The organism is Actinomadura rudentiformis (genome assembly GCF_008923185.1).
In the GTDB taxonomy this organism is placed as follows: Bacteria; Actinomycetota; Actinomycetes; order Streptosporangiales; family Streptosporangiaceae; genus Spirillospora; species Spirillospora rudentiformis.
This window is the reverse complement of sequence record NZ_WBMT01000018.1, coordinates 210938-235091: the sequence shown is the minus strand read 5'-3', so window position 1 is coordinate 235091 and position 24154 is coordinate 210938. Positions and strand designations below refer to the sequence as shown.

17 protein-coding genes and 3 pseudogenes are annotated in these 24154 nt (G+C 66.8%); 7 read left to right on the top strand and 13 right to left on the bottom strand.

The window, feature by feature from the left end:
• Positions 1 to 68 precede the first annotated feature (68 nt).
• Genes F8566_RS34170 through F8566_RS34160 form a run of 3 tightly spaced genes read right to left on the bottom strand, consistent with a single transcriptional unit; the run spans position 69 to position 3108 of the window.
• The gene (locus F8566_RS34170; protein ID WP_151565984.1) at positions 69 to 296 is read right to left on the bottom strand and encodes an MbtH family protein; all 228 of its coding nucleotides are present in this window, start codon (positions 294 to 296) and stop codon (positions 69 to 71) included.
• A complete protein-coding gene (locus F8566_RS34165; RefSeq protein ID WP_192810001.1) occupies positions 269 to 2098 on the bottom strand; it encodes a SidA/IucD/PvdA family monooxygenase in 1830 nt (609 codons plus the stop codon). Before F8566_RS34165 ends, F8566_RS34170 begins: the two co-directional genes overlap by 28 nt.
• A 35-nt stretch (positions 2099 to 2133) precedes the next feature.
• Positions 2134 to 3108 carry a fatty acid desaturase family protein gene (locus F8566_RS34160; RefSeq protein WP_151565982.1) on the bottom strand — a complete coding sequence of 325 codons (975 nt, stop codon included), beginning with the start codon at positions 3106 to 3108 and terminating at the stop codon, positions 2134 to 2136.
• Between the two features lie 297 nt (positions 3109 to 3405).
• Between F8566_RS34160 and F8566_RS52445 the strand changes: the two are divergent.
• Positions 3406 to 5571, top strand: a pseudogene (locus F8566_RS52445) (iron-containing redox enzyme family protein); the annotation flags it as partial.
• Positions 5572 to 5721: 150 nt separating this feature from the next.
• Here F8566_RS52445 and F8566_RS53110 read toward each other — a convergent pair.
• The 3 genes and pseudogenes from F8566_RS53110 to F8566_RS51745 all read right to left on the bottom strand — a co-directional run.
• Positions 5722 to 5931 (bottom strand): annotated as a pseudogene (locus F8566_RS53110) (YybH family protein); the annotation flags it as partial.
• A 752-nt stretch (positions 5932 to 6683) separates the two neighbouring features.
• Positions 6684 to 7832: a tyrosine-type recombinase/integrase gene (locus F8566_RS34145; RefSeq protein WP_151565980.1), complete on the bottom strand. Its 1149-nt coding sequence runs from the start codon at positions 7830 to 7832 to the stop codon at positions 6684 to 6686.
• 105 nt (positions 7833 to 7937) lie between these two features.
• Positions 7938 to 8294: a helix-turn-helix domain-containing protein gene (locus F8566_RS51745; protein ID WP_225993751.1), complete on the bottom strand. Its 357-nt coding sequence runs from the start codon at positions 8292 to 8294 to the stop codon at positions 7938 to 7940.
• A gap of 1394 nt (positions 8295 to 9688) precedes the next feature.
• Between F8566_RS51745 and F8566_RS34135 the strand changes: the two genes are divergently transcribed.
• On the top strand, positions 9689 to 11389 hold the full coding sequence (locus F8566_RS34135) for a DEAD/DEAH box helicase (protein WP_151565979.1): 1701 nt from the start codon (positions 9689 to 9691) through the stop codon (positions 11387 to 11389).
• Here F8566_RS34135 and F8566_RS34130 read toward each other — a convergent pair.
• The 3 genes from F8566_RS34130 to F8566_RS50315 form a co-directional block, all read right to left on the bottom strand.
• Entirely contained in the window at positions 11374 to 11784 is a 411-nt protein-coding gene (locus F8566_RS34130) for a hypothetical protein (RefSeq protein WP_151565978.1), read from the bottom strand. The genes F8566_RS34135 and F8566_RS34130 overlap by 16 nt on opposite strands.
• Positions 11785 to 12279: 495 nt before the next feature.
• Positions 12280 to 14973, bottom strand: coding sequence for an FxSxx-COOH system tetratricopeptide repeat protein (gene fxsT, locus F8566_RS34125; protein ID WP_151565977.1), 2694 nt, complete (start codon positions 14971 to 14973; stop codon positions 12280 to 12282).
• A 936-nt stretch (positions 14974 to 15909) separates the two neighbouring features.
• Positions 15910 to 16083: a hypothetical protein gene (locus F8566_RS50315; RefSeq protein ID WP_192809999.1), complete on the bottom strand. Its 174-nt coding sequence runs from the start codon at positions 16081 to 16083 to the stop codon at positions 15910 to 15912.
• Positions 16084 to 16496: 413 nt separating this feature from the next.
• Here F8566_RS50315 and F8566_RS34120 point away from each other — a divergent pair.
• Together F8566_RS34120 and F8566_RS34115 are read left to right on the top strand one after the other, a co-directional pair.
• Positions 16497 to 16739, top strand: a pseudogene (locus F8566_RS34120) (integrase core domain-containing protein); the annotation flags it as partial.
• A gap of 158 nt (positions 16740 to 16897) precedes the next feature.
• Positions 16898 to 17110: a hypothetical protein gene (locus F8566_RS34115; protein WP_225993750.1), complete on the top strand. Its 213-nt coding sequence runs from the start codon at positions 16898 to 16900 to the stop codon at positions 17108 to 17110.
• Positions 17111 to 17234: 124 nt separating this feature from the next.
• On the opposite strand, the gene F8566_RS34110 is transcribed toward F8566_RS34115, so the two are convergent.
• A complete protein-coding gene (locus F8566_RS34110) occupies positions 17235 to 17987 on the bottom strand; it encodes an IclR family transcriptional regulator (protein WP_225993749.1) in 753 nt (250 codons plus the stop codon).
• A gap of 99 nt (positions 17988 to 18086) precedes the next feature.
• Between F8566_RS34110 and F8566_RS34105 the strand changes: the two genes are divergently transcribed.
• From F8566_RS34105 to dmpG, 3 genes are read left to right on the top strand one after another with little or no spacing between them, the layout of a single operon-like run.
• On the top strand, positions 18087 to 18914 hold the full coding sequence (locus F8566_RS34105) for a 2-keto-4-pentenoate hydratase (RefSeq protein WP_151565976.1): 828 nt from the start codon (positions 18087 to 18089) through the stop codon (positions 18912 to 18914).
• Positions 18911 to 19870, top strand: coding sequence for an acetaldehyde dehydrogenase (acetylating) (locus F8566_RS34100; protein ID WP_151565975.1), 960 nt, complete (start codon positions 18911 to 18913; stop codon positions 19868 to 19870). The genes F8566_RS34105 and F8566_RS34100 overlap by 4 nt, the downstream gene beginning before the upstream one ends.
• Positions 19867 to 20895: a 4-hydroxy-2-oxovalerate aldolase gene (gene dmpG, locus F8566_RS34095; RefSeq protein ID WP_151565974.1), complete on the top strand. Its 1029-nt coding sequence runs from the start codon at positions 19867 to 19869 to the stop codon at positions 20893 to 20895. Before F8566_RS34100 ends, dmpG begins: the two co-directional genes overlap by 4 nt.
• Positions 20896 to 21336: 441 nt before the next feature.
• On the opposite strand, the gene F8566_RS34090 is transcribed toward dmpG, so the two are convergent.
• Genes F8566_RS34090 through F8566_RS34080 form a run of 3 tightly spaced genes read right to left on the bottom strand, consistent with a single transcriptional unit; the run spans position 21337 to position 24142 of the window.
• A complete protein-coding gene (locus F8566_RS34090; protein WP_151565973.1) occupies positions 21337 to 22752 on the bottom strand; it encodes an Nramp family divalent metal transporter in 1416 nt (471 codons plus the stop codon).
• On the bottom strand, positions 22749 to 23231 hold the full coding sequence (gene aroQ, locus F8566_RS34085; RefSeq protein ID WP_151565972.1) for a type II 3-dehydroquinate dehydratase: 483 nt from the start codon (positions 23229 to 23231) through the stop codon (positions 22749 to 22751). The genes F8566_RS34090 and aroQ overlap by 4 nt, the downstream gene beginning before the upstream one ends.
• Positions 23219 to 24142 carry a shikimate dehydrogenase gene (locus F8566_RS34080; protein ID WP_225993748.1) on the bottom strand — a complete coding sequence of 308 codons (924 nt, stop codon included), beginning with the start codon at positions 24140 to 24142 and terminating at the stop codon, positions 23219 to 23221. The genes aroQ and F8566_RS34080 overlap by 13 nt, the downstream gene beginning before the upstream one ends.
• Positions 24143 to 24154 lie beyond the last annotated feature (12 nt).

Genomic DNA, 24154 nt, shown 5'->3' with positions numbered 1-24154 from the left:
GCTGGTGAAGGTCCGGAAGGGACACGGGGATGTGGGAGCTGACTGGTGACCCGGTCGCGTACTCTGGCTCAGCCACTGTGCGTCCTTTGCTCCTCGGCGGAGGCGCTCATGGCGGCCCGCAGGCTGGCCGGGCGCATGTCCGTCCACAACTCGCCGATGCGCGCCAGACAGTCATCCCGGGACGCCGGCTCGCCGACCGGCTCCCACCCTGCCGGTACCGGCCGACCCGACCGCCAGATCGAGTACTGCTCCTCGTCGTTGCGAACAATCACGTACATCTCGTCGGTGTCGGCCATGACTGCCTCTCGCTCTCGCTCTCGGCCGGGGCCGCACTCGGCTCCGATGACAGGGGGAACCGGCTGGAAAGAGCCTCGATCTCGATCTCGATCCGGACCGAACCGACGGCGTGTGCGGCCGGCCCGGAATCCGCCGGGTCGACGCGAGCCGGGTGCGCCACAGGTCGGTCCCGGTCGGTCACCACCCGGGCGCATCCGCGAACGTCGATCAACATCGAGTCCCCGGCTTGCGGCTCGCCGGGCGGCGCCCCGTCCGGCTGGAATATCGCCAGCACCTTGCCGCCGTCCAGCAGCGGCAGCTGCGGATCGGTCCGGTCGAGCACCCCGAGCAGGACGCCGTTGCGACCGCGGTCGCGATCCAGCACCAGCGGCAGCCGGGTCGCGACCGGGAACTCCCCCGCACCGGCGCTCACCAGCGTTCCGGAGCCGCATCGCTCGATCAGCGTCACCAGCGTCGCGGCGGTCGGCCCGGCGTCGTGCCCCGCCGGCGGGAACGCGCGGGCCAGCGAACCACCGTCCTTGGCGATGGCTGTGATGATCTGCTTGGACCGGAAGGGCAGCAGCGACAACAGCGTGTCGCCGAGCCCGTGCGTCGCCTCGGCGAAGCCCTGCACGTACAGGCCGCAGGTCAGCTCGTCGGTCGTGCGCACGCGGTGTTCACGGGAAACCGCCAGCCCGCCATCGGCGTCGGTGTCCAGGTAGGGAAGGACGTCGCGGTACATATCCGAGTCCAGTTCGCGCCGGTACCCGGTGGCCAGCACCAGGCCGTCAACTCGGAGCACGCGGGCCCCGCCGCCGAAGCGGGCGTCGACCCCGATCCGGACGCCCGTGCCGTCGGCCCCGGCCTCCGCCCCGGTCAGCCGGGAGCCGTCGTGGACCACGAGGCGGGTGCGGCCGCGGACCTCGTCGGCGTAGACCAGCCGGTACAGCTCGTCGAGAAAACTCGCCTCCACCACGCCGTAGTTGGTGGTTCGCAGGCCGGCGTAGTAGTCGCGCCGGTTCGCCTCGTTGCGGGAGTAGAAGTCGGCGGCGTTGGCCTCGAAGAACTGCTCGTTCGCGAACGGGTTGTTGTCGGTGGCACGCAGCGAGTACCCCGGCAGGATCAGGTGCACGCGGGCGTTGCGGTACCGGTCCAGCAGGTAGTGGGTGATCTCGCCGGCGCTTTGCCCGTCGCCGGCGACCGCGAACTCCCACTCGCGGTCGCGGTCGGTGAACGTCTCGGGGACCGTTGGCAGGAACGCGCTGGAGTGCACCACGGTCGGGCCGAGCGTCACCGCCTCCGGCACGCGGGGTACGCCGCCGAGCGCGTGCACGATGTTGCGGGCGTGGTACTCGACGACGCCGCCGGTCGTGGTGTCGGTCGCGGTCACCCGGAACAGCGGCAGCGTGCCGTCGTCGTCGCGGACCGGGGTCACCGCGCGGACCGCGGAGTGGTAGCGCACCATGTCGGCGAACTGTGCGGCGACCCACCTCAGGTAGTCCTGGAACTCCAGCCGGGTCGGCCGGAACTCGGCGAGGTTCACGAACCTCTCCAGCCGCCCCTTGGCCTTCTCGTACTGGAGGAAGGTGAATGGGCTGGCCAGGTTCCGCAGGGACACCAGGTCCTTGAGGAAGGAGATCTGCATCCGGGCGCCGTCGATGAGCATGCCCTCGTGCCAGCGCGTGTCGCCAGAGCGCTCCAGGAACAGGCAGCGGCGATCCGGCGCGATCTCCTGGGCAGCGATCGCGAGTGCGATGTTCGACGGTCCGAAGCCCAGCCCGATCACGTCGTACGGGTCATCCGGCGTGCCGAGATTCCGCACGTACCGCTCCCCTCCTCGACGTCTGCCCGGCTGGTTCATTGGGTGGCTCGGGTCGCTGAGGAGCGTTGGGCGATGCGACCAATGCGACCGGTGTCCAGGAAGCCGACCACGGGCGGCACCGTGGACACGACACGACCGGCCTCGTCGAGCCGCTCCTGATACTGCGCCGCGACCTCGGGAAGCCGGGTCCAGTGTGTCGTGGGGCGCAGATGGTGCTCCTGGTGGTACCCGTCGTTGAAGGTCAGCCGGTTGTACAGCCGGCTGTAGTAGCTCACGGAGTTCGCGTACCGGCTCTCCGGCTCCGCCCCGAAGTGCCGGTAGTAGTTCTGGACGTTGACCCAGGTAAACGCGGCCGCTACCGCCGGCAGGTAGCACAGCAGCAGCCACTGCCACGAGAGGACGGCGAGCAGCACGATGAAACTCAGGTGTGCCAAGCGGTCGCGGCGGATCTGGGCGAGCTCGGCCGCGCGCCGGGCCGGGTGCCGGGCGGCCCACCCTCGCAGCGTGGTCTCCGCCGGGCCGACGCCGCACAACCGGCGCAAGGACGCCCAGGTGCCCACGAACTCCCGGGCCGAGGCGGCGAGGCTGAAGACCAGGTACCGCCAGAGCGGGGCGTGGTCGTCGTCCCGGCTGTACCGGTAAGTGGAGCTGAGGTCGGCGGTGACCCCGTCGCGCTTACGGTCGTTGTTGTACCGGTGGTGGTTGCGGACGTGACCCAACTGGTACGCCTGTACCGACTGCGCGATGTTCGCCGAGTTCATCAACGACACGAGCGCGTTCAGCCGGTCGTCGGTGAACCAGGGCTGGTGCACGAACATGTGGTTAACGATGAGCACCGAGTAGGTCATCATGGCGGTGACCAGGATCGCCGAGCCGAGCCGCGGCCACAGCCCGTCCGGCGTCAACACGGCCAGCGCGATCGTCCCTGCGAACTGCACGATGCAAATCCCGAGCAGGATGGCGTCGGCCGGGCTGTTGCGCCATATCCGTCCGGGCTCGCGGTCGGTCATCTCACCGTCACCTTTCCCGAGTCCTCTTCGACGAAGCCCGGGCACACCTGCCGGCTGACCTCGGCGGGCCCGATCCGGGAGGCGGTTCGACCCAGGTGAATGCCGCTCGTCGCTGGTAAACACTGACCGACCATATGCAGCTCCGGCTTCCCAGCGCAGTCACGTGAACCGGCGACGCGGCGCCCGGCCCGCTTCGCGGATCATGGGCGCGGGGCGGGGGGCTGTTTTACGGGACACGGTCCCCCACTGGCCCGGCGTTAGGTTTCTTGGCAGGAGGTTCGGCCGGCTTCTTGCGCAATGCCGTGCACCATTCCCCGTTGTACGAGGGAGGTGGCTCGCGGTGGCCCTTCTGCGTGCGATTGCCAGGTTTTCGACGTAGGAAGAGGAAGAAGCACGATGGATCCATCTACCCGATGTTCTGATCAGGCGGTAGACGACCCGACGGCGCTGCCGATCCAGACGGTGTTCGCCCGCGCGTGTGACCCCGAGAGCACGCCACTGCCCGACGCCCTGCGGGCCGCGATCGTTGCGGAGTTGGACCGCGGCTGCGCCGACGATCGCGGTTCGCGGGTCCCGCTGGCCGACCTCGGGCCGTCGGTCGCCGCCTGGGCCGCCACGCAACGCTCGCGCTTCGAGGCACTCTTCGCCGCGGCGGAACGCGAGGGCCGCGCCGACGTGCTCGTCCGCCGGGCGGTCCTCGCGTGTGCTCCCTTGGCCTCGCTGTCCGGTGCCTGGCTGCAGTGGATGAGCGAGCCGGGCAACGCAGAGGAAGCGGTCACCATGGGGGTGCTCTCCCTGTTCGCGGGCGACGTCGGCGCCGGGCATCCGCGGGCGTCCCGAGGCAGCGTCTACCTCTCTCTCATGCAACACCTCCGGGTGGCCGTGCATGCGCATCCGGCGAGTCAACTGGCGCAGGACCGCCGAATCGCCGACCAGTCCTTCTACCTACCGGCCGTCGCGTTGACGATGAGCCGGCGCCCGGACGCATACCGGGGCGAGATCATCGGTCTTGACCTTTGCCTGCGTGAGGTCGGCCTGCTCCCGCCGCTCGACGGTGTTCAGACCCGGCTTCCGCACGCGATTGGATGGGACGCGCTGGATCCGAGCCGCGCGCGCACGCCGGACGGGCCGCCGACGGTCGAGGATGCTCAGGCCGTGGCGGCCGCGTTCGTCGAATCAGCCGGTACGGCCGGCGCGACCGCGGTCGAGCGCGGCTTCGCCTGGGCGTTCGGCGCGCTGCGACGTTGGTGCGACGAGGTGGCCCAGGAGCTGGACGCCGCTCGCGACCCGGGTTTCGAGATGGCGGAGCTGGTGCGGTCCCGGGCTAGGGAGGCGTCCGTATATCACGACCGGTTCAGCGTGCAGGGCCGGCCGCTGCAGGAGTGGCTCTCCGAGGCGCGCACCGACCCGATCCCGTTCCTGACCGCGCTGGCGAACAGTCGCCTCATCTGGCCGGGCAGGTCCGAGGCCAGCCGCCTGACCGGCGCGCTCGTGTCGGACAAGGGCCGGATGTTCCGGATATTCCCGGACAACGAACTGGACACGATCAAGCGATGGATCGACGCGCTGCCGGCGGATCCCGCACAGCGGGCAGGGTGGCGACCGCCCGCCCATCAGCCCCGGCGGATCATGCTCCGGCCGGCCTCGGAAAGCGCCCGCGATGACGGCGACCCTCCCGCGGACATCCGGCAGGCATACATCCGTCTGTTGCGGCGCACGATCACACCGGCGACCCGCCGATATGCGCTGCGATACGTGGAAAAGCGGCTCGCCAGGTCCCGCCAGGGCATGGAGTCGTCCGCCCAGTCACTGCCGGACGAGCACCCGGTGGACGGTCTGCGGTCTTGGCTGCTCGACCAGCACGACCTCCACAACATGGAGTTCCACAACGGCCTGGGCGATCCCTTGCCGGACCGCGCCGACTTGATCGACTCGAGCGTGCAACTGGCGCCGCTCACCCTGATCGACGGTGCCTGGCTGACCGGCTACACCGACTATCAGCTCGCCTCCTCCGAGCGCGGGCACTTCCTGTTCGACACCTACTGGGACGAGCTCGGCAACGGCGACCTGAGCCTGAACCATCCGCTGATCTACCGTGCCGTGTTGCGGGAGATGGGCATCAACCTCCCACCGACTCGCTCGCCGGAGTTCGCGACCTGGTCCGGGTTCCGGGACCAGTCGTTCGATACGCCGGTCTTCTGGCTGGCGATCGGCCGGTTTCCGCGCACGTTCGAACCGGAGATTCTCGGCCTGAACCTGGCGATGGAGCTGTCAGGGGTCGGCGGCAACTATCGCCGCGGCCGGCAGGCGCTCAAGAAGCACGGCTTCAGTACCGCGTTCGTCGACATCCACAACACCATCGACAACGTCGCGACCGGCCACTCCGCCTGGGCGGCCGACGCCATCGACGGATACCTGGCCCAGCAGGCGCCGACGGCTAGCACGGACGCATGGGATCGGATCCGGGCCGGATACCGATCGCTGAACGCACCACCCGGACTCCTGGCAGACAAAGGGCCCGCCGAGCCAAAACCTGAGGTCGTCAACGGCGAGGAGCCAGTGGCCGTCGGGCTGTCGGCGGAGGACATCGGCAAAGCCAGCCTCGAGTTCGAGTGGGCTGCCGTCTCGTCGACGGCCCGAGAGGGCGTACCGGCCGAGAACGAGGACGATATCGTCCGAGCGGACGAAGGTGTGCGGGTGGATCGTCAGGTGGCCGCGGAGCTCGATGAGCCGCTGTAGTGCAGTGCGCAACTCTGCGGGCCCGTCGGTGACATGGCCCGGCTTGATCACGAAAACGGCCTTGGGGTCATACAGCGCGAGCATGCTCTCGAGGTCGCCAGCGTTGTAGGCGGTGGTGAGTGCCAGGTGCAGATCCTCCGGGCGCGTCGGCATAATCGACAAACGTAGCACGCGCCCAGAAAGCTTCTTTCGGACCTGGTTGAAAATCTTCGGACGGCACCCGCCCGGCACATTGAGCAAGCGGACATCCGCTCATCGGCAGAAGCGGATGTCATTCTCGGCGCCCGGTTACCGCCCTCTTAGCCTTGCCAAGATCGTTTAACGGAACTAGATCAGCCCGACGTAGATCGACTGGCTTGTTGGCTGGAGGACAAGAGGCCGTCGAGCTTGAGCCGCGGTCTAACGGTCATCTCACAGATCACCGAGAGTGACGGACATTGAGACGGTCTCTCTCCAAGATCTGGAGAGGAATGGGAGATCATCTCTGCGTTGAAGGGGGCTCAACGGCGCTGAACGGAGTTGAACGGAAGCTTGTGAGCTGCACAGATACCTCACAGCGCAGGTCAGGGGTGCTCGCGGATTACCTTGACACGGCAGAGGTCACTGGTTCAATCCCAGTATCGCCCACCACCATCTCCCCAGGTCAGACCGAACGTCCGGCCTGGGGATCTTGCTTTCCAGGCCCCGTTGGACGCGGGATCGGGAGCAAATCGGGAGCACGCTGCTCCCCGCGATGATCGAAACTACCCACGCGTGGGTCGGGGTCACTGGGAGCAGTGCTCCCGACCGTGCTCCCCACCGCCGCTCCCGATGCACATCGGTGGGCCGGGTCGTGATCATGGCCGATTGTCGGTCATGTCGGTCCATCGTTCCTGGAGCCGGTTGCGCATGTCTTGGCGCATCTGGTCGCTGACGTGACTGTAGACGCCCGCGATGCCAGGCATCCGGTGTCCCATCCGCTCAAACTTCACCGCGTCCCCGACACCGAGTTCGTCCAGCATGGTCTTGTGGTGGTGGCGCAGACCGTGGAAGACCGCGCCGGGCAGGACGGGCGACCAGTCGCGTTCAGTGTCACCGTCACAGGCGGGGCGCCATAGGCGGCGGGCGAAGTTGGACCGCCGGTGCCAGCGACCGTCGGCGGTGACGAACCCCTGCTCCTGGTCATGACCGTCCATCACTTCCTGCAGGAGCTCGGTCAGGAAGGGCGGCAGATCGATGCGGCGCCCTGCGGTCTGGGTCTTGGGCGGGCCCAGCCACATGGCTCCGCGGACTTCATGCAGGGCCCCAGTCTCAGGATCGACCTGCAGATACAGCTGGTCGAGATGGCAGTTTCGCTTGGACAGGCCGGTGATCTCACCCCACCGCATTCCGGTGAACGCCGCTGTGATCACCATCACCTGCGCCGCCTCTCCCCCGAGGATCTTGACCCGGTCGGCGATGTCCAAGACCTGGTCGCCGGTCGGGACCTGGCGCTTGCGAACCTCTCGTATCGCAGAGCGCGGGGCATGCCCGCTGCGGGGTTCGGTCATTCGCAGGCCTTGGATCGGGTTGACGGTGATCATGCGTTCTTCCACCGCAGCCGTCAGCATGAGCGACATCAACGTCACGATGCCTCGGACGGTGGCCAGGCTGTAGCGGGCGCGCAGGCCGATCGCCCAGTGTTTGACCGCGCTGCGGCGGATCTGGTCCAGGGGCAGGTGGCCGAAGGCGGGGATGATGTGGACGTCGAGGTAGTGGTCGTACTTGGCTTGGGTACTGGCGGCGACTTGGTGTGTCTGGCGCCATTTCCCTGCCCAGTCGGCCAGAGGGGTGCGTGAGTCGTGCGGATCGATGAAAGTTCCGCGGCGGTGGTCGGTGTCCAGGTCCTCGGCCGCGTCCAGGGCCTCTGTCTTGGTCCGGTACCTATCGGGTGTGGTGCGGACGACACCGTCGGCGTCGCGGTAGCGAACCCGGTACCACGGTCCACGTTTTTCCGCCCAGGCCATGACGATCTCCTTCCAAATACGTGATCAGGCCGGCGCCCCGAGGGTGGGGCGGTCGGGGTCGGGGTCATCCACGCTCGACTGGGCATGGGCGCTCAAGCGCCCACGTCATCCCAGCCGATGCGGCCTTTGGCGGGGCGACTGCTCACCGGCGGTGATGATCGTTTCCAGGTCGGCGCGGGAAAACCGTAGGTGCTTTCCGAGGAATGTGCACGGGATCGCTCGAGCGGCTGCCTTACGGCGCAGCCACGACGCCTTCACACCCAGCAGCTGCGCCGCCTGCTCCGGCGTGAACAACAGCGGCTCGGCCCGATCATCAACAGGGGGCATTGTGAACTCCCCCACCCTCAAGCCCACCCTTGCGCAGGCACTCAGCAGCGGCTCGCATGCCGCCATCCCGCGTCGACCGCCCAGGCGATCGACGCAGCAGGCAGCATCCACCGCATCCCGCAACGGCCGGTCCACGCGGAGAACCAACGGCGGCGCGGGGGGCGCTGGGCAGGACGGGTGCTGGTGCGCATCCACTCATCTCGAACGACATGCACCAAGGCAACCCGGCAACGTAGACACTTCTTAGGCACACGATCGGCACACCCCGGACACACCAACAGCGATCTTAAGCACGCCATCGGCAAGGGGTAGACACCATGGACACACCCTTAGGCACGCCATCCGCAAACCGACGAGGAGTTCATCAGCACGGGGACACTCGCGCCCTAGCACTCATTGCGGACCAGCGGACTCTTAATCCGCGGGGTCGGGGTTCAAGTCCCTACGGCACGCCCCACCTGACCTAGGCATTCTCGACCACGCGAGGTGCCCAGTTCGTCATTTCGCACCACTTTCCGATGCCTGGGTGCTCCATGAGCGCTCGTCAGCACCACCCAGCGCCAATAATCTCGTGATCGGGATTCATGACTGGCCACCCGACCGTCGTCCTGCTGATGCATGGCGGCTTCTACTCGTGCGGAACCGGAGCTACAAGAAGCAACCGAGCCTTCCTGGAGGTGATGACGCAACAGCTGCGGCCGGACATCCCCCTCGTGATGATGCCGATCCACCTGACGCATCGAGCGGACGGGCGTCTCCACCAAATATGTGTCGTCAGGCTCAGGCTTCCCTCCAGCCAGGCTGAATGCCCCTTGATCGTCCTACACAAGCACCCTGGCCTTGTCCGGGCACACAGGAGGTAACCATAGACCTGCGTGATCTCCAGCTGATCTGGAACTGGCGCCTAATGCCAGAAGTAGCAAAGGGAACATTCCGGCGCAGCTTCGATGAGAGCGGCCAAGCCCAACTCGGCCGAGTCCCGCGCCACGACAGGGACGAATTCCGCCCGTTCTGCAATCCTCTGCTGACTCTTAGCCCGAGAGGTATTCGAGGACAGCGGCGACAGCTGCATTTCTCATCTGTCGGGCGCGTATTTTACCCACATAGTGGGCGCGCATAAAAACTGCTTCATTGGAAGCTAGGACAGCCCCAACAGTCGTCAGCCCCAGCTCCTGCAGTTTGGACCTCTGAAACTCAGTCACATCGAGGTAATCAATCGACCTCTTCAGTTGCGAACCAAGCGCCTCATTGCCAGACGAGTCGACGGATTCCGGGGAAATCGAGGACAAAGAGCGGCGGAATGCTGGGGTCCTATCCAGCTCAGTTAGCGGGCCGGGGTGGTTTGGCCTCCTCGGGCGTGGTCAGGAGGAAGGTCGGCGCGGGCGTGGCCGGGTTGGCGTCGGGGTTCGTGCTCTACATAACGTCATCCATTGATCAGAAATGGAGATCAGGCTACTGAGAGTCCCTGTGGTGGTGAGTTGCTTTGATTTTGTTGCAGGGCCTTGACCACTTCGGCTTGCATGGAGGGCGTGGCGAAAGAGCTAGCGGTCCATCTGCAGTTCCTCAGATCGATGGGCGAGCTGAAGACCGTGGACTACAAGCGGGTCCGTGAGACAGTCCGCGCCATCGCGCACGACTACGAAGGTGCAGGGTTGCGCAAGCACAAGGTCGGGTCGTGGGTGAGTTTCAGCGCTGGTATGGATCTGAGGGTTTTCGCTGCAGAGACTGACCACAGGACGGTCCTTACCCATGTCGCCCACCACGACGTCGCATATCGGTGGGCCGAGAACCACACAGCTGTGATCGACCCGGACGACGAGCTCCTGGCTGTCCTTCCCGGAGAACAGGCCATCGGTGCGAAGCCGCCCGCAAGCCCGAGCACCAGATCGGACGGTTCGGCGGGACAGGCGGGCCCGTCGCGGTTCGCGGTCTCTGAGGCGAGACTCGTGGGGTTCGGTGTCCCCCGCCCACTGGCCGAGCAGCTTGCGCGCCGCCGAGATGAGGACCTGTTGGAGGTGCTCTCCTATTTGGCCCCCGAGCTCCAGGAAAACGTCCTATCCGTATTGGCTGAACAGGACGTGCACCCATCCGTCACGTCCGCCAGGCCGTCCGATGTCGTGGTCGTCGACGACGAGATGCTGGAGTTCGCGTTGACGCTTCCCACCGAGCTGTGGCGCGTCTTCCTCCACCCCAGGCAGCGCTATGTCGTGGACCTGCCCATCGATCAGCACGTGCTCGTCCGGGGCGGACCGGGCACCGGCAAGACCGTTGCCATGGCCCACCGATTCCTCCGCCTGACGCAGGAATGCCGCAGAACTGGGGTTGCGGGCCCTGTCCTGCTCGTGCTGAACAATGTGACCCGGCAGATCGTCATCCGGCAGCTCACCCAGCTCGGTGTTCTTGAGACCGACATTGATGTCCGGCTGGTCTCGGAATTGCCTAAGGGCAGGAACAGGCTCCTGCAGGTGCTCGGGGAGGTCGGGCCATTGGTGATCGATGAGGGCCAGGACCTTCCCGTCACCTTCGTCGCGGCGCTCGCCGAGTTTCTGGACAGCAGCAGGGCTATCCCGCCACTCACCCTCTCTTACGATGTGAACCAGGCCATCTTTCACCCGAGCGAGAAGGCGCTATCGAAGCTCCGGCAGGACGCCGACCTCATCACGCTCACCTATTGCTACAGGAGTACGAAGGAAATCATCGACACTGCCTCGGCCATCTTGGCGAACCTGCATACAAACTACACAGGGCGTGACTTCCAGAACCGGCACCATGTTGACGCCGTTCGTGACCCGGCCACCGCCCGTATGAGGACACCGATCAGCGGCCCGAAGGTGAAGGTCCTGCTGGCCACCGAACCACAACAGTTGTGCGCCCGAACGACGGACATCATTCAAAGGTTCCTAGACAGATACGGCGGCCCTTCTGGGCTGGCTGTCATCGTCGCCGCGGACCAGCCAAGCTCGCTGGTCCAGAAGCTGAGATCAGCGCTGGCAAAACGCTCCGTTGACGTCCCAGTGATCACACCTTCGGACGCCAAGGGTGAGGAGTACCTGGCCGGAGTGGTCGTGGACGGTTTCGACCACCCGGTTCGACACAACAACCAGGTAGAAGAAGTCACGATTGGGCGATACAAGTCCGTGTCAGGCCTTTACGTCGCAGTCACCCGCTTCCGGGATCGGCTGGTGATCGTAACGAGCTCCGTCGATTCTCCCATTCAGATACCTAATTGAAGCGGAGCATGCTCCACATGCCATTCACGGAGAAACGAATCACGACAAGTGCGGGGAGTTCCGTCTTTCGTCGTCACACCAAACCACAGGAGTTCGTCTGCGATCGTGACCTGCTCCCACGCACGGCCAAGATCGTCGTGCGCTGGACTACCCCTGAAGGGACCGAGCGCACTATCTGCAACTCCTGCTACGGCTTTCTCATGTCTCAACCTTGACGGTTCAGGCTTGGCTCCCAGCCCGACCGTCATTCCGGTCCGGATCGCATCGATACGCAGTTTGGGGTCACCGGCGGCCGCCTGCAGCAGGAACCAGATCGCCATCCCGGTCAGTGCTGCGGCCACCACCACGCCCAGCAGATATCGGTCTTGATCACCGGCGCTTGCTTCACACGCCACCTCATTGACCTCACCTGTTGGGCATTTGGAAAGGCTCGGGCAAGGTAGCCGCGTTAGACGTCTGAGATGAGGGCCATGATGAAGCCGCACACAGTCGAGGCATTCTCCCCGAATCCAAACAAGCCTCCGGCACCAACCCTCACCTCGACTAGGCCCTCGGCGACGTCAAGGACTCCTCGCCGACATGGCCACCGGTGCCGGCTGTACTGGCCTCCGAGGCGACCGCGCTCGGGCATGGCGGGGTTGTCACGATGGCGAGTCCGGCGGAGGTGTCGGAGTCGACCATCGCGCGGGTACGTGACGAGTTCACCGAGCGGGACTCAAGTGCCGGACGGGTGCGCCGCCCTGATGGCGGACGCAGGTCAGCCGTAGAACGGGATCCCGGTCTGGTGTCGGCGCTGTAGGCGTTGACCGAGCCGCAGGAGTTGGATGACCTGGTCTCCTCGCTGCAGGCGGCGGTCACGGAGCTCGATCAAGGGAAAGAATGGACGTGTTTCACTGTTCCCGTCTGATCCACCGGCGCCACCGCGGGTTCCCTGCGGCGAGCTCGATGGAGCGCAGGGTGGCGATCGTGTCCGGGTGTCTGGCTCCCAGCGAGCGTTGTCGAGCCTGGAGCACCGCACGGAACTCGGCTTCCGCGGTGGTGCGGTCGCCTCGAGCCAGAATCGCTCGTGCCAGTTCATGACGGCTGTCAAGAACATCTGGATGATCGGCTCCCAGAACCGCGCTTCGCTCGTGGACGAGCCGACGGAGTTCGGCCTCGGCGTCTTCGAGCTCACCGCGCTCGAAGGCGACACGAGCGAGGGCGTGGCGCGTGGCCAGGGTGTGAGGGTGGGAATCCCCGAGGAGCTCGCGACGTGCTGGCAGAATCGTGCGCAACTCGTGCTCGGCCTCTGCTATCGCGCCGCGTTCGAGGAGCGTGCGCGCCAGATTGTGTCGAACGTCGAGTGTGTGCGGATGTTGGTCGCCCAGGGACGAACGTGATGCATCCAGCAATGTGTGGAGCTCTTCGGTCGCGATGGCAAGTCGGCCGCGTCGCAGCAACAGACGGGCGAGTCCATGTCTTGTATCCAACGTGTCAGGATGCTGCTCGCCCAGTATTGCCCGGCGTTTGTCCAGGACCTGGAGCCACTCCGCCTCGGCTGCCGGCAGCTCCCATTTGCGGAGCAAAACCCAGGCGAGCCCGTGCTGAGTCTCCAGCGTGTGCGGGTGGTCGTCACCGAGCAATCTGTGACGTGCCTGCAGGACCGTACGGAACTCCGACTCGGCTGTAGGCAGTTCCCAACGTCTCAACAGTGCCCATGCCAGATAGTGCCGGGTCGCGATGGTGTGCGGGTGATCCTCTCCGAGGAGCCGGCGCCGAGCGTCCAGCACTTCGCGGAACTCCGTCTCGGCGCCGGCGAGCTTCCAGTCGCTGAGCAGGGCACGTGCCAGACCGTGCCGTGTCGCCAGAGTGTGTGAGTGGTCGTCGCCCAGCAATCGGCGCCGGAGCGCTAGCAGTGATCTGAACGCCTGTTCAGCGGCTTGTGCCTTGCCGAGATTCAGCAGAGAACGGGCTAGCAGATGACGGCAGACGAGGACCTGCTCGTTTTCCTCGCTGAGTGCTGCTCGGCAGGCTTCGACGGACATCTGACTCAACATATGAGCGCTTGAGTAATGGCCGCTTTCGTTGAGCGCGTCACAGACCCGGTTGGAAACCTGGATCGCCTCGCGGGTCAACTCGGCGCTGGTTCCGAGTTGACCCAGCAACGCCCGCACGTGAGGAGCGAGCACCAGCCAGCGAGGCCAGTCCCCAGCATGTTTGGGCTCAAGGCGGCTGGTGGCCTGGGCGAATAGTGCAACGGCGGCAGATCGGACGGCGTCCGCCGTGCCGAGCGCTCTGCCAGTTCGACGGCGCTGCGTCTCGGCTACCAGCGGGTGCATGGTGAGAGCTTCGTGAGGCCAATCGGCGTGGTGGGAACGATGGCTGATCGTGATCAGGCCCAGCGAGACCAGCCCGCGCAATGCCGCACGCACGGCTTGTTCAGGTGTGTCGTTGGGCACCACTCCGTGCTCGGCGATCACCGCAGGATCGAGCACGTCGAGTGGAAGCGGCGATGTCGGGGCGTAGCAGGCGAGCAACCCGAGTAGCTCACGCGCGAACGGAAGCCCTCTTTCGGTGAGGCTCTCCAGAGAGAGTTCCCAGGTAGTGATCACCGCTCGGCGCCGGTCCTCCCGACCTGCTCCACCGACGTCCTTCATCAACTCGCTGAAGTGACGTTCTAGCTCGTCCAGGTATTCGCGGAAGGTCTTGGCCGACGTCAGAGGATCTGCCAGGTACATACCCGCCAAGCGCAGGGCGAGCGGCAGGAAGCCGAGCCTGGCCGCCACCGTCAAGGCCACCTCGGGATCACTGGTGTTCGGAGCTAGGTCGAGAAGGATCTCCTGCGCGGCCAGCGCGCTCACGACGTCAAGGTCATGAACACGCGTCGCACCACCCCAGATGGTCCTGTCGCGCTGACGCGAGGTCACCAGGACGAAGCCCTTGGAACTCGGCCGCAACCATCCGTTGCCCTCGGCGAGCTGATGGCCCGAACGGGCCAGCACAGTCGGGTCATCGATGTTGTTGAGCACGAGGACCCAGTTGGAGACGCTCTCGAGAACTGCCCACACAAGGTCCATCGGATTTCGTTCGGCCCTACGCGCACCTTCGACCTGACCCCTCGAAGCCCCAAGTGCCCTGGCCAGTTCGAGCATCTCGGTCTCTATCTCGGTGTGATCGTTCGCAGTGAGCCACCAGACACGACGGCCCTCGTCGCGAAACCGTCGAGCGACCTCGATGGCGACGGCCGTCTTGCCCACTCCGCCCATCCCCGTCACGACGTGGAGTGACTCGCGGCGCTCGGATGCCGCGGCCAACAGATCGCGGGTAATGGCTTCGCGTCCGCGAAGAGGATGCTCCATCAATCCAATCGGCGCCGGCAAGATGCCGGTTCCCTGGCGGAACGGAGAACCTCTGGCCTCTGCGGCCGACCGTGCGTCGTCCTCGGTACGCCTCGTCCGGGGCGGCTCAGCAAGACGAACGGCCAGATCCATCAGGACAGGGGCCAGCAAGCCACACGCACCGCCGATCGCGGCGCCACCTACACCACCGAGCACCGCCCCGAGAGCCGTCCCTCCGGTGGCAAGGACCGCGCCGGTGACGACCAACCCAGCGGTCCGCCATCTGCCCCTCACCTACCCAGGATCTACGAACACGCAACAGTTCATCCACCCGGAAGTTAATCGTCTGTCACCCCGACGTTTTCGCATGTCCGTTGCTGCCAGGAAGCCCGAACTTGTGGGAATCGCGGCGCGCGGGCGGTTAAGTTGATGGGCTGGACATGGCACGGGGTTGGGAAGATCGGCTATCGGCGAATCGGGCCCGGGTCCGGACCGTCGCCCAGGACTTGGTCCTGAGATGCCGCTGCTGCGGCCGATGCCGGAGGAGCCGTTTGAGGCCAGCGGACTCATCAAACGGGTCATACCTGTGCAGGCTCCGCCGCAACCGCTCCCGCCCGATCGTGGTGGTCTTCTGGTGTGGCGGGCCAGTTCATATGAGCAGAACGCCAAAAGGGGGGCCCTGGGCCGTAGCCTGGAGCCCCCTGGACGGGCTCACACCCGCATCAAGAGATCATCGACATGTAGGCGCCAATGATCGCGAGTAGCACGATGATGGTTCCAGCGAACACTCCAAAGCCGTGTATCGCAGACTTCCGCGCGGTGGTGGACGGCTCCTTGATCAACCATGCACCTGCCAAGCCGGCGGTGATCGCGATTGTGACGACGAGCCCTATCACTAGGGCCGCTACCAGGGGTATCACTAGCTGCCTCGCATCTCTCTGGCCGAGAGAGAAGCTGGACCGGCAGAGAGCGACTGCCGGAACGTCCCCAACTCGACCACGACTGAACACGTCAGGTCTGAATTGAGTGCGGCAGCAAACTCGATCAGCAGGATAGCGGCGAGGATGGGTCCCCGACGGTGTTTTCCGGCAGGACTTCCAGAGCTGCCCCGGAGTTGAGTCACGCATCCCCTCCATGCGGGCCCTGCGAGGCGCTCCGGCGCCTCTACGGTTTTCGTGGCCTACAGCGTCGCCGAGTGGGCGACTACTTCACCGACATCCCGGCTGGCTCGCCGAGCCGGAGGTACACGGTGCGGACCGGCGGCGCAGCGTAGCGGGTGCGGACCGGCCGGGGCTGTTCGCCGTCGATGACGGTGCCGGCGACCACGCGGCCGAGGTGACCGTGAGCGCAGCACGCCGACAGCCGTGCTGCGCTCATGTGGAACCCCGGGCGGCTACCGACGAGCCGGGCGGTGTGGCGGCCGAGGAGTTGTAGCGCTGCATCGTCACGGCGACGCAGTGAGGCCATCCAGACCGACCCGGCGTAGCGCGGCCGGTGTATCAAAACTCTGTCTGATTAGAGGCGATGCGGTCTGCAAAGGAAGCGCCGCCAGGTCCTGCAGGGCGTGGACCGAACTGAGCGGCAGTCCCGTCATGGTTTGTATCGCTCCAGGCGCAGTTGATCGTTCGCACCTCGCGCATCCTGGTCTTGGCGCAGCGCAGGGATCTCCCTTGTGGCAGAGGCGTGTAGGCCGTCGTGGCGGTGCCTGCTCCTCGCAAAAGGCCGCTCCGCCGCTCGCCAGAGTGATCCCGGCCTCTGCCCACTTGCATCTGGCACCAGTCCCTAAGACTGTCACCCGTTCCCGCGGCGCGGTGGGCACCAGCGCCGACAACGCTGCCGCCGAATCCCTCAACGCGACCCTCAAACGCGAGACGTTGCAGGACGCCGACCGGTGGGCCTCGGCCCGCGACGCCCGCCTGACGGTGTTCGGGTGGATCACCAGATACAACACCCGCCGTCGGCACTCCCGACTCGGCCAGATGTCACCGATCAACTACGAGAAAACCGCAGGTAACCTGGCAACCGCCGCCTGAAATCGGTGTCCACATTCAGGGGTGAACACCTCAGGCGGCTTCCCCCCGAAGTGTGGACACCGGTTTCAGGCGGAAGCGGTCGAGCTGCCGGTGGTTTGCTCGTAGTTGATCGGTGAGAGTTGTCCGAGGCGGGAGAGCGAGACCCGCCAGATCATCCAGTGCTGGCGCGGCCTGCTGGACCGCGGACTCATTGCTGGCTGAACCTCATCGAGGCTCAGTTCACCGCACTGCGCTACTTCACCCTCGACGGCACCGACCACACCAGCCACCGCGAGCAGGGCAGCATGATCCGCCGCTACCTCGCCTGGCGAAATCGTCATACCACCGACCCCGACCTCCGCCGCGTGGCCAACAGGGCGAACGTTGCCTGATACAGCACTTTCCCACGCTGAGGTTGGACGAGCCTGAGCAGCCGAAGCCGGAGGCTCCTGAATTCCGCGTCCGCACGATCATCGCGCAATCGCTGTCCTGGGCTCTGGGGTTTCCGAATCCGTGTCAGTTGCCTTTCCGTAGGGCTCGCGACAGCCCCAGTGCGGCTGTCCGCACGGCCGGAGCCAGTTGGGCAGGGCGGAAGCGTGCTCTGGGCACGGCCAGTGAGATGGCCGCGACCGCGATCCCTCCGCCGTCGAAGACGGGAGCGGCGATGCAGCTCACGTCGCTGGTCGCTTCCTGCTCCTCGTAGGCGAGCCCGGATGCCTGCACCTGCTCGATGACCGTACGCAAGCGCAGCGGGTCACTGATCGAGTACGGCGTCAGCCGCCGCAAGGGAGCGGCCAGCACTTCCTCAACCAACTCCCCGTCCGAGAACGCGAGCAGCGCCTTGCCGACGCCGGTGCATGTGAGGGGAAGCCGGCCGCCGATCCGGGACGGCAGCTGGACCGCGCCGTGGCCGTGGATCCGCTCGATGTAGACCACGTCGTGGTGATCGCGGATTCCCAGGTGCACGGTTTCGTGCGTCGCTTCGAAGAGGTCCTGCAGATAGGGCAGGGCGGTCTCGCGCAGGCTGCTGCGACGCGGAACGAGGGAGCCCAGCTCGAAGAGCTTGCCGCCCAACCGGTAGCCGTCCCCGTCGCGCTCCAGCAACCCGAGCCGTACCAGCTCTCCCGTGAGACGGAACGTGGTGGTCTTGGTCAGGCCGGCGCGCCCGGCCAGCTCCGTCAACCGAAACGGTCCACCACCAGATGAGAAGCAGTCGAGGAGCGCCACCCCTTTCTCCAGCATGTTCCCCGAGGAGCTGTTCCGTGTCATGGAACAGATTTTGCCACGTCGGCTCGCTGCGGCCTATACCGGATCCACGCGGGCGCCTTGCCGGAGCCTTCGCTCGCCGATCACATCTTGAGGAGCCACATGTCCGTGTCCAGCCCTCCGTCGTCCGCGGCCGTGCGCGCCGCGGACACGCTCGCCGAGGCCGAGCGCACCGCGATCCCTTGTCCGCCCGTGCGCAAACTCTTCGCCGCCGATGACATCGACGCCGCGTATGCCGCACAGCGGATCCACACCGAACGCGCGCTCGCCGAGGGACACCGTGTGGTCGGCCGGAAGATCGGCCTGACGTCTCCTGCCGTTCAGGCCCAACTCGGTGTGGGACAGCCGGACTTCGGAGTTCTCTTCGCCGACATGGCCGTGCCCGACGGCGGCGAGGTGAGGTCCGGGCGGCTGCTTCAGCCGAAAGTGGAGGCCGAGGTCGCCCTCGTCCTGGGCGGCGACCTTCCGCACCGCGACTGTACGGTCGCGGACGTTCTGCGCGCGGCGGACTTCGCACTCCCCGCCCTGGAGATCGTCGACAGCCGTGTCGAGGACTGGGACATCAGCATCACCGACACCATCGCCGACAACGCCTCCAGCGGCCTGTTCGTCCTCGGCGGGCCCCCGCGCAAGCTGACGGACCTGGACCTGCGGGGGGTGGAGATGAGCATGAGCCGCAACGGCGCCGAGGTCTCCACCGGCTCCGGCGCCGACTGTCTCGGCAGCCCGCTGAATGCCGCCGTCTGGCTGGCATCCACCCTGGCCGCCATGGGCGACCCGTTGCGCGCCGGGGACGTGGTCCTGACCGGCGCCCTCGGGCCGATGGCGCCCGCCGAGCCCGGCGATGCCTTCCGCGCCGACATCACCAGCCTGGGCTCGGTCTCGGTCCGCTTCGCCCCGGTCACCTCCACCGATGGAGCACCCGCATGACGACCGGCAACCGCACCAAGGTCGCCGTCATAGGCTCCGGCAACATCGGCACCGACCTCATGATCAAGGTGCTGCGGTTGTCGGAGACCCTGGAAATGGCGGCCATGGCCGGCATCGATCCCGACTCCGACGGCCTGGCCCGTGCTCGCCGTCTCAAGGTGGCCACCACCCACGACGGCATCGACGGGCTGGTGAAGCTCGACGAGTTCGCCGAGGTGGACATCGTCTTCGACGCCACTTCCGCAGGAGCGCACCGCCGCCACGACCAGGTCCTCCGCGAACACGGCCGCACGGTCGTGGACCTGACCCCCGCCGCCCTCGGCCCCTTCGTCGTACCGCCCGTGAACCTGGACCAGCACCTCAGCACGCCCAACGTCAACATGGTCACGTGCGGCGGACAGGCCACCATCCCGATCGTCGCCGCCGTAGGAGCCGTCACGCCCGTCCACTACGGCGAGATCGTCGCCTCCATCGCCTCCCGCTCGGCCGGCCCCGGCACCCGGGCCAACATCGACGAGTTCACCGAGACCACCTCCGCCGCCATCGAGAAGGTCGGCGGCGCGGCCCGGGGCAAGGCGATCATCATCCTCAACCCCGCCGAGCCCCCGCTGATCATGCGAGACACCGTCCACTGCCTCGTCTCCGACTGCGACACCGACCTCATCACCGGCTCGGTCGAGGAGATGGTCGCCCGCGTCCGCGCCTACGTGCCCGGCTACCGGCTCAAGCAGCAGGTCCAGTACCAGCCGGTCGCCGCCGACGACCCCCTGCGCGGCCTGCTGCCCGCCGAGGACCGCACCCGGCCGGCACTGCGCGCCTCGGTCTTCCTGGAGGTGGAGGGCGCCGCCCACTACCTCCCCAAGTACGCGGGGAACCTCGACATCATGACCTCCGCCGCACTCCGCACCGGCGAGCGCATCGCCGCCCTCACCAGCCCCCGGGGAGCCCGGCGATGACCACCACTGTCCAGCCGCTCTACGTCCAGGACGTCACCCTGCGCGACGGCATGCACGCCGTCCGGCACCGCTACACCGTCGAGCAGGCACGCACCATCACCGCCGCCCTCGACTCCGCAGGCGTCTCCGCCATCGAGATCGCGCACGGCGACGGTCTGTCGGGCTCCAGCGTCAACTACGGCATCGGCGCCCACACCGACTGGGAGTGGATCGAGGCCGTCACCGACACCGCCCACCAAGCCGTCCCGACGACACTCCTGCTGCCCGGCATCGGCACGATCCGCGACCTCAGGCAGGCGCACTCCCTCGGCATCCGCTCGGTACGCATAGCCACCCACTGCACCGAGGCCGACATCGCCGCCCAGCACATCGCCGCCGCGCGGGAGTTGGGCATGGACGTGGCCGGCTTCCTGATGATGTCCCACATGGCCGAGCCCACCGAACTGGCCCGGCAGGCGAAGCTGATGGAGTCCTACGGCGCGCACTGCGTCTACGTCACCGACTCCGGCGGCCGCCTCACCATGGACGGCGTCCGCGACCGCTTCCGCGCCTACCGCGAGGTCCTCGACCCCGGCACCGAACTCGGCATCCACGCCCACCACAACCTCGCGCTCGGCGTCGCCAACACGGTCGTCGCCGTCGAGAACGGCGTGACCCGGATCGATGCCTCCCTGGCCGGCCAGGGCGCGGGGGCCGGCAACTGCCCACTCGAGGCGTTCATCGCGGTGGCCGACCTGATGGGCTGGCAGCACGGCTGCGATCTGTTCCCTCTGATGGACGCCGCCGACGATCTCGTACGCCCCTTGCAGGACCGGGAGGTCCGCGTCGACCGCGAGACGCTCAGCCTCGGCTACGCAGGCGTCTACTCCAGCTTCCTGCGCCACGCCGAGGCCGCCGCCGAACTCCACGGCCTCGACACGCGCAGCATCCTGGTCGAAGTCGGCCGGCGCAAGATGGTCGGCGGCCAGGAAGACATGATCACCGACGTGGCCCTCGACCTATCGGCCGCCCGGCAAACGCCCTGAACGCAGCCGCGCCCGGCCGCACCCCGTATCCGCGTGCTCCGGCCCAGCGATCACCACTGCACCGGAGCACACGGACGTTTCGTCGCCTCCGAAGCTCATCGGCGAAATGCTCGGTGGTAAATGGGGCCTGCAACCCCCCGCCGACGACAACGGCGCCGTTTCAGTGGTTGAACGACAATCTAGTACCGCAGCAGGCAACGTTCACCCTGCCGGAGCGCCGTGAGATCAAGAAGATCGCCAAGTCCAAACCTTCCTGGTCGCCGAGGGGGTTGCGGTGTTCCTACACCGAGGCCTACATGAATGCGTCGGTCCGCGCGGTTCCTTGGTGCAAGCGAGATCGGTTGCTGTGGAGCTGATGTCCGGTGCCGGTCGACATCTCTTCCCGTCGGCGAGGGCGGGTGCCCTCAGCCCCGGGTTGGGTTGAGGGCACCCGACGTGGGGTCAGAGTTTCTGGAGTTGGGTGATGACCATGGCGATGGCGAAGAAGCCGTAGAAGCAGATCGCGATGACCATGGTCGCCAGGCGTACGCCGCGGATCCGGATGGCGCGGGGCAGGTCCTTGGTGTTGAGGCGGATCAGCAGGATCGAGTAGAGCAGGGTGACGACCGAGGCGGCGCAGGTGGAGACGACGAGGAGTCCGATGGGCTGGTCGAATCCGGACAGCAGGATGATCGAGCCCAGGACGATCTCGGTCCACACGACGGCCAGGTAGAGGCGGGCCTCGGTCCAGCGGGTGGAGCTCATCAGGTAGTTGCGGCGCAGGAAGTCCGAGGCGACGCGGCCGATGACGTCGAGCAGGCCCATGGCCGCCGCCCACAGCGAGACCGCGGCGATGGCAAAGAAGAGGATCTTGAGCCATTCGCCGACCTCGGCGGCGAAGATGTCTCCTTGGATGCGCAGGAACGAGGGGTCGGATTCCAGGTCGTCGCGGCCGAACAGCGTCTCGTAGGCCAGCAGGCACATGACGCCGATGGTGACGATGCAGACCAGGACGAAGGTGGTGAGGTGCTCGATGTTGGCGCGCTTCCACCAGATCCGCCAGCGAGAGAGGTTGTCCTCGGTGTCGGGGAAGCTGTAGCGGTCGCCGCCGGAGGCCTCTTCCTGGCCGGTGATGGGGGAGATCAGCCGGGGGACGTGAGCGCCCATGCCGTAGCGCTTATCGCGGATCCAGTTGCTCAGGACGAGGTTGTGCACGCCGCCGGCGCCGGCCGCGCCCAGAGCGCTGAGGATCATGGTGAAGGTGATGCCGTCGGGGATCTGCCCGAAGCCGCTGACGGTCTTCTCGGCGCCCTCGCCCCAGGTGGACAGGGAGATCACGAACACTACGGCGATGGCCAGGAAGAAGAGGGTCAGGGCCACCTTGACACTCTCGACGCGTTCCACGGTCTTGTAGATGACCTTGGAGAAGGTCAGCAGGACACCGATGGCGACCAGGACGGCGACCGAGATCCAGACCGGGTCGCCGCCGCCGACCAGGTAGGTGAACACGGTCGAGCCGCTGGTGGCCCAGCCGGGCCAGACGTACTGGAACGCCCCGGCCAGGCAGATCAGGATGCCCCAGCCCTTCCACCAGCGGGAGAACCCGGCCACAGCCGTCTGCCCGGTGGCCAGGGTGTAGCGCTCGATCTCCATGTTGATGACGAACTGGATGGCCAGGGTGACCAGGGCCAGCCACAGCAGCCCGAGCCCGCCGATCGAGGTGAGGTAGGGCCACAGGATGATCTCGCCGGCGGCCAGGCCGATCCCGACGGCCACGATGCCGGGGCCGACCATGCGGCGCAGCGGCATGGGCTCGGGAAGGTCCCGGACGGGGCCGGTCTGCGCGGCGGGGCCTGGTGGCTTGGTGTGCTGGCTCATGTGATTCTCCGGGGGGTGGCAGGGAGTGGGCCGGGGGCGGCCAGAAGGTGGGCGATGTGCCGGAGGGCCAGGAGGTATCCGTGCGTCCCGGCTCCGAGGATCACCGCGTCGGCGACAGCGGAGATGTAGGAGTGGTGTCGGAAGTGCTCGCGGCGGTGTGTGTTGGTGATGTGCACCTCGACGGTGGTGAGGCGCACGGCTGCGATCGAGTCCCTTAGCGCCACGGAGGTGTGCGTGAGCCCGCCGGGGTTGATGACGATCGCCTGACATTCGGTGCTTGCGAGGTGGATCTGGTCGATGAGGGTGCCCTCGTGGTTGCTCTGGGTGAATCTGACGGCAAGGCCGTGCTCGTCGGCGGCCTCGCGCACCTCTTTCTCGATTTCGGCCAGCGTCGTGGTGCCGTACTTGCCGGGTTCGCGGGTGCCGAGCAGGTTGAGGTTGGGGCCGTTGAGGAACAGCACCGGCTTCAGGCCTGGCATCGGCGGTCTCCCTCGATCCGGCCGTGCCGCTGCGCGAGGAGGCTCCGCAGGTGCCCGAGCATGCGGCCGGTGTCGGGCGGCAGTCCGGTGATCAGCTCGAAGGCGGCGGCCGCTTGGAACACGCACATGCCCGCGCCGCCGCTCGTCCGCAGACCGCGGGCGCGCGCCGCCTGCAGCAGCGGCGTGTCCAGCGGCATGTAGACGATGTCGACCAGCCAGAGCCCGGGACGCAGTAGATCGACGGGCATCGGTGTGCCGGGGTGGGCGTGCATGCCGATCGGGCTGGCGTTGACCACGCCGTCGGCGGATGCGAGCGCCTCACTCAGGTCGTCGGGGGAGATGCCGGTGATCCGGTCGGCGCCGAACCTGGCGGCGAAGGCCCGTACCAGCTCGGTGCGCCTGGCGGCGTCCGGGTCGGCGACGGTCAGCCGCCCCGTTCCGGCCGAGAGCTGGGCGTAGGCGCAGGCGGCTCCGGCGCCGCCAGCGCCGAGTTGGACGACATGGCGGGTCTGCGCGCCGGGCAGCCCCTGCCGGAACGACTCGGCGAACCCCTGGGCATCGGTGTTGTGCCCGATCCTGCGCCCGCCGTCGAACACGACCGTGTTCACCGCTCCGATGTCGGCGGCCTGCGGCGAGAGCCGATCCAGATGAGGGATGACCTCCTGCTTGAACGGGTGGGTGATGTTGAGACCGGCGAAGCCCGAGCTCTCGGCGTCACCCAGCAGCCGGCCCAGATCGGCCGGAGTGCCGGGGTCCTCGACGTCGATCAGGTCATAGGACAGGTCGAGCCCGTGATGGGGGCCCTCGGCCTCGTGCAGCGGCGGCGACAGCGACGCCGCGATGCCCGAACCGATCAGCCCGTACCGGCAGGGCCGCATGGTCCGCACCTCGGCCGCCGGGTGCTTGCTCATACGGGTCCTCCG

What these genes read in the sequence shown, in the direction of transcription:
- dmpG (WP_151565974.1), top strand. Translation starts at nt 19,867, where the DNA reads ATGACCACCACTGTCCAGCCGCTCTACGTCCAGGACGTCACCCTGCGC.
- F8566_RS34080 (WP_225993748.1), bottom strand. Translation starts at nt 24,142, where the DNA reads ATGAGCAAGCACCCGGCGGCCGAGGTGCGGACCATGCGGCCCTGCCGG.
- F8566_RS34170 (WP_151565984.1), bottom strand. Translation starts at nt 296, where the DNA reads ATGGCCGACACCGACGAGATGTACGTGATTGTTCGCAACGACGAGGAG.
- F8566_RS34110 (WP_225993749.1), bottom strand. Translation starts at nt 17,987, where the DNA reads ATGACACGGAACAGCTCCTCGGGGAACATGCTGGAGAAAGGGGTGGCG.
- aroQ (WP_151565972.1), bottom strand. Translation starts at nt 23,231, where the DNA reads ATGCCAGGCCTGAAGCCGGTGCTGTTCCTCAACGGCCCCAACCTCAAC.
- F8566_RS34105 (WP_151565976.1), top strand. Translation starts at nt 18,087, where the DNA reads ATGTCCGTGTCCAGCCCTCCGTCGTCCGCGGCCGTGCGCGCCGCGGAC.
- F8566_RS34160 (WP_151565982.1), bottom strand. Translation starts at nt 3,108, where the DNA reads ATGACCGACCGCGAGCCCGGACGGATATGGCGCAACAGCCCGGCCGAC.
- F8566_RS34100 (WP_151565975.1), top strand. Translation starts at nt 18,911, where the DNA reads ATGACGACCGGCAACCGCACCAAGGTCGCCGTCATAGGCTCCGGCAAC.
- F8566_RS50315 (WP_192809999.1), bottom strand. Translation starts at nt 16,083, where the DNA reads ATGAGCGCAGCACGGCTGTCGGCGTGCTGCGCTCACGGTCACCTCGGC.
- F8566_RS34090 (WP_151565973.1), bottom strand. Translation starts at nt 22,752, where the DNA reads ATGAGCCAGCACACCAAGCCACCAGGCCCCGCCGCGCAGACCGGCCCC.
- F8566_RS34145 (WP_151565980.1), bottom strand. Translation starts at nt 7,832, where the DNA reads ATGGCCTGGGCGGAAAAACGTGGACCGTGGTACCGGGTTCGCTACCGC.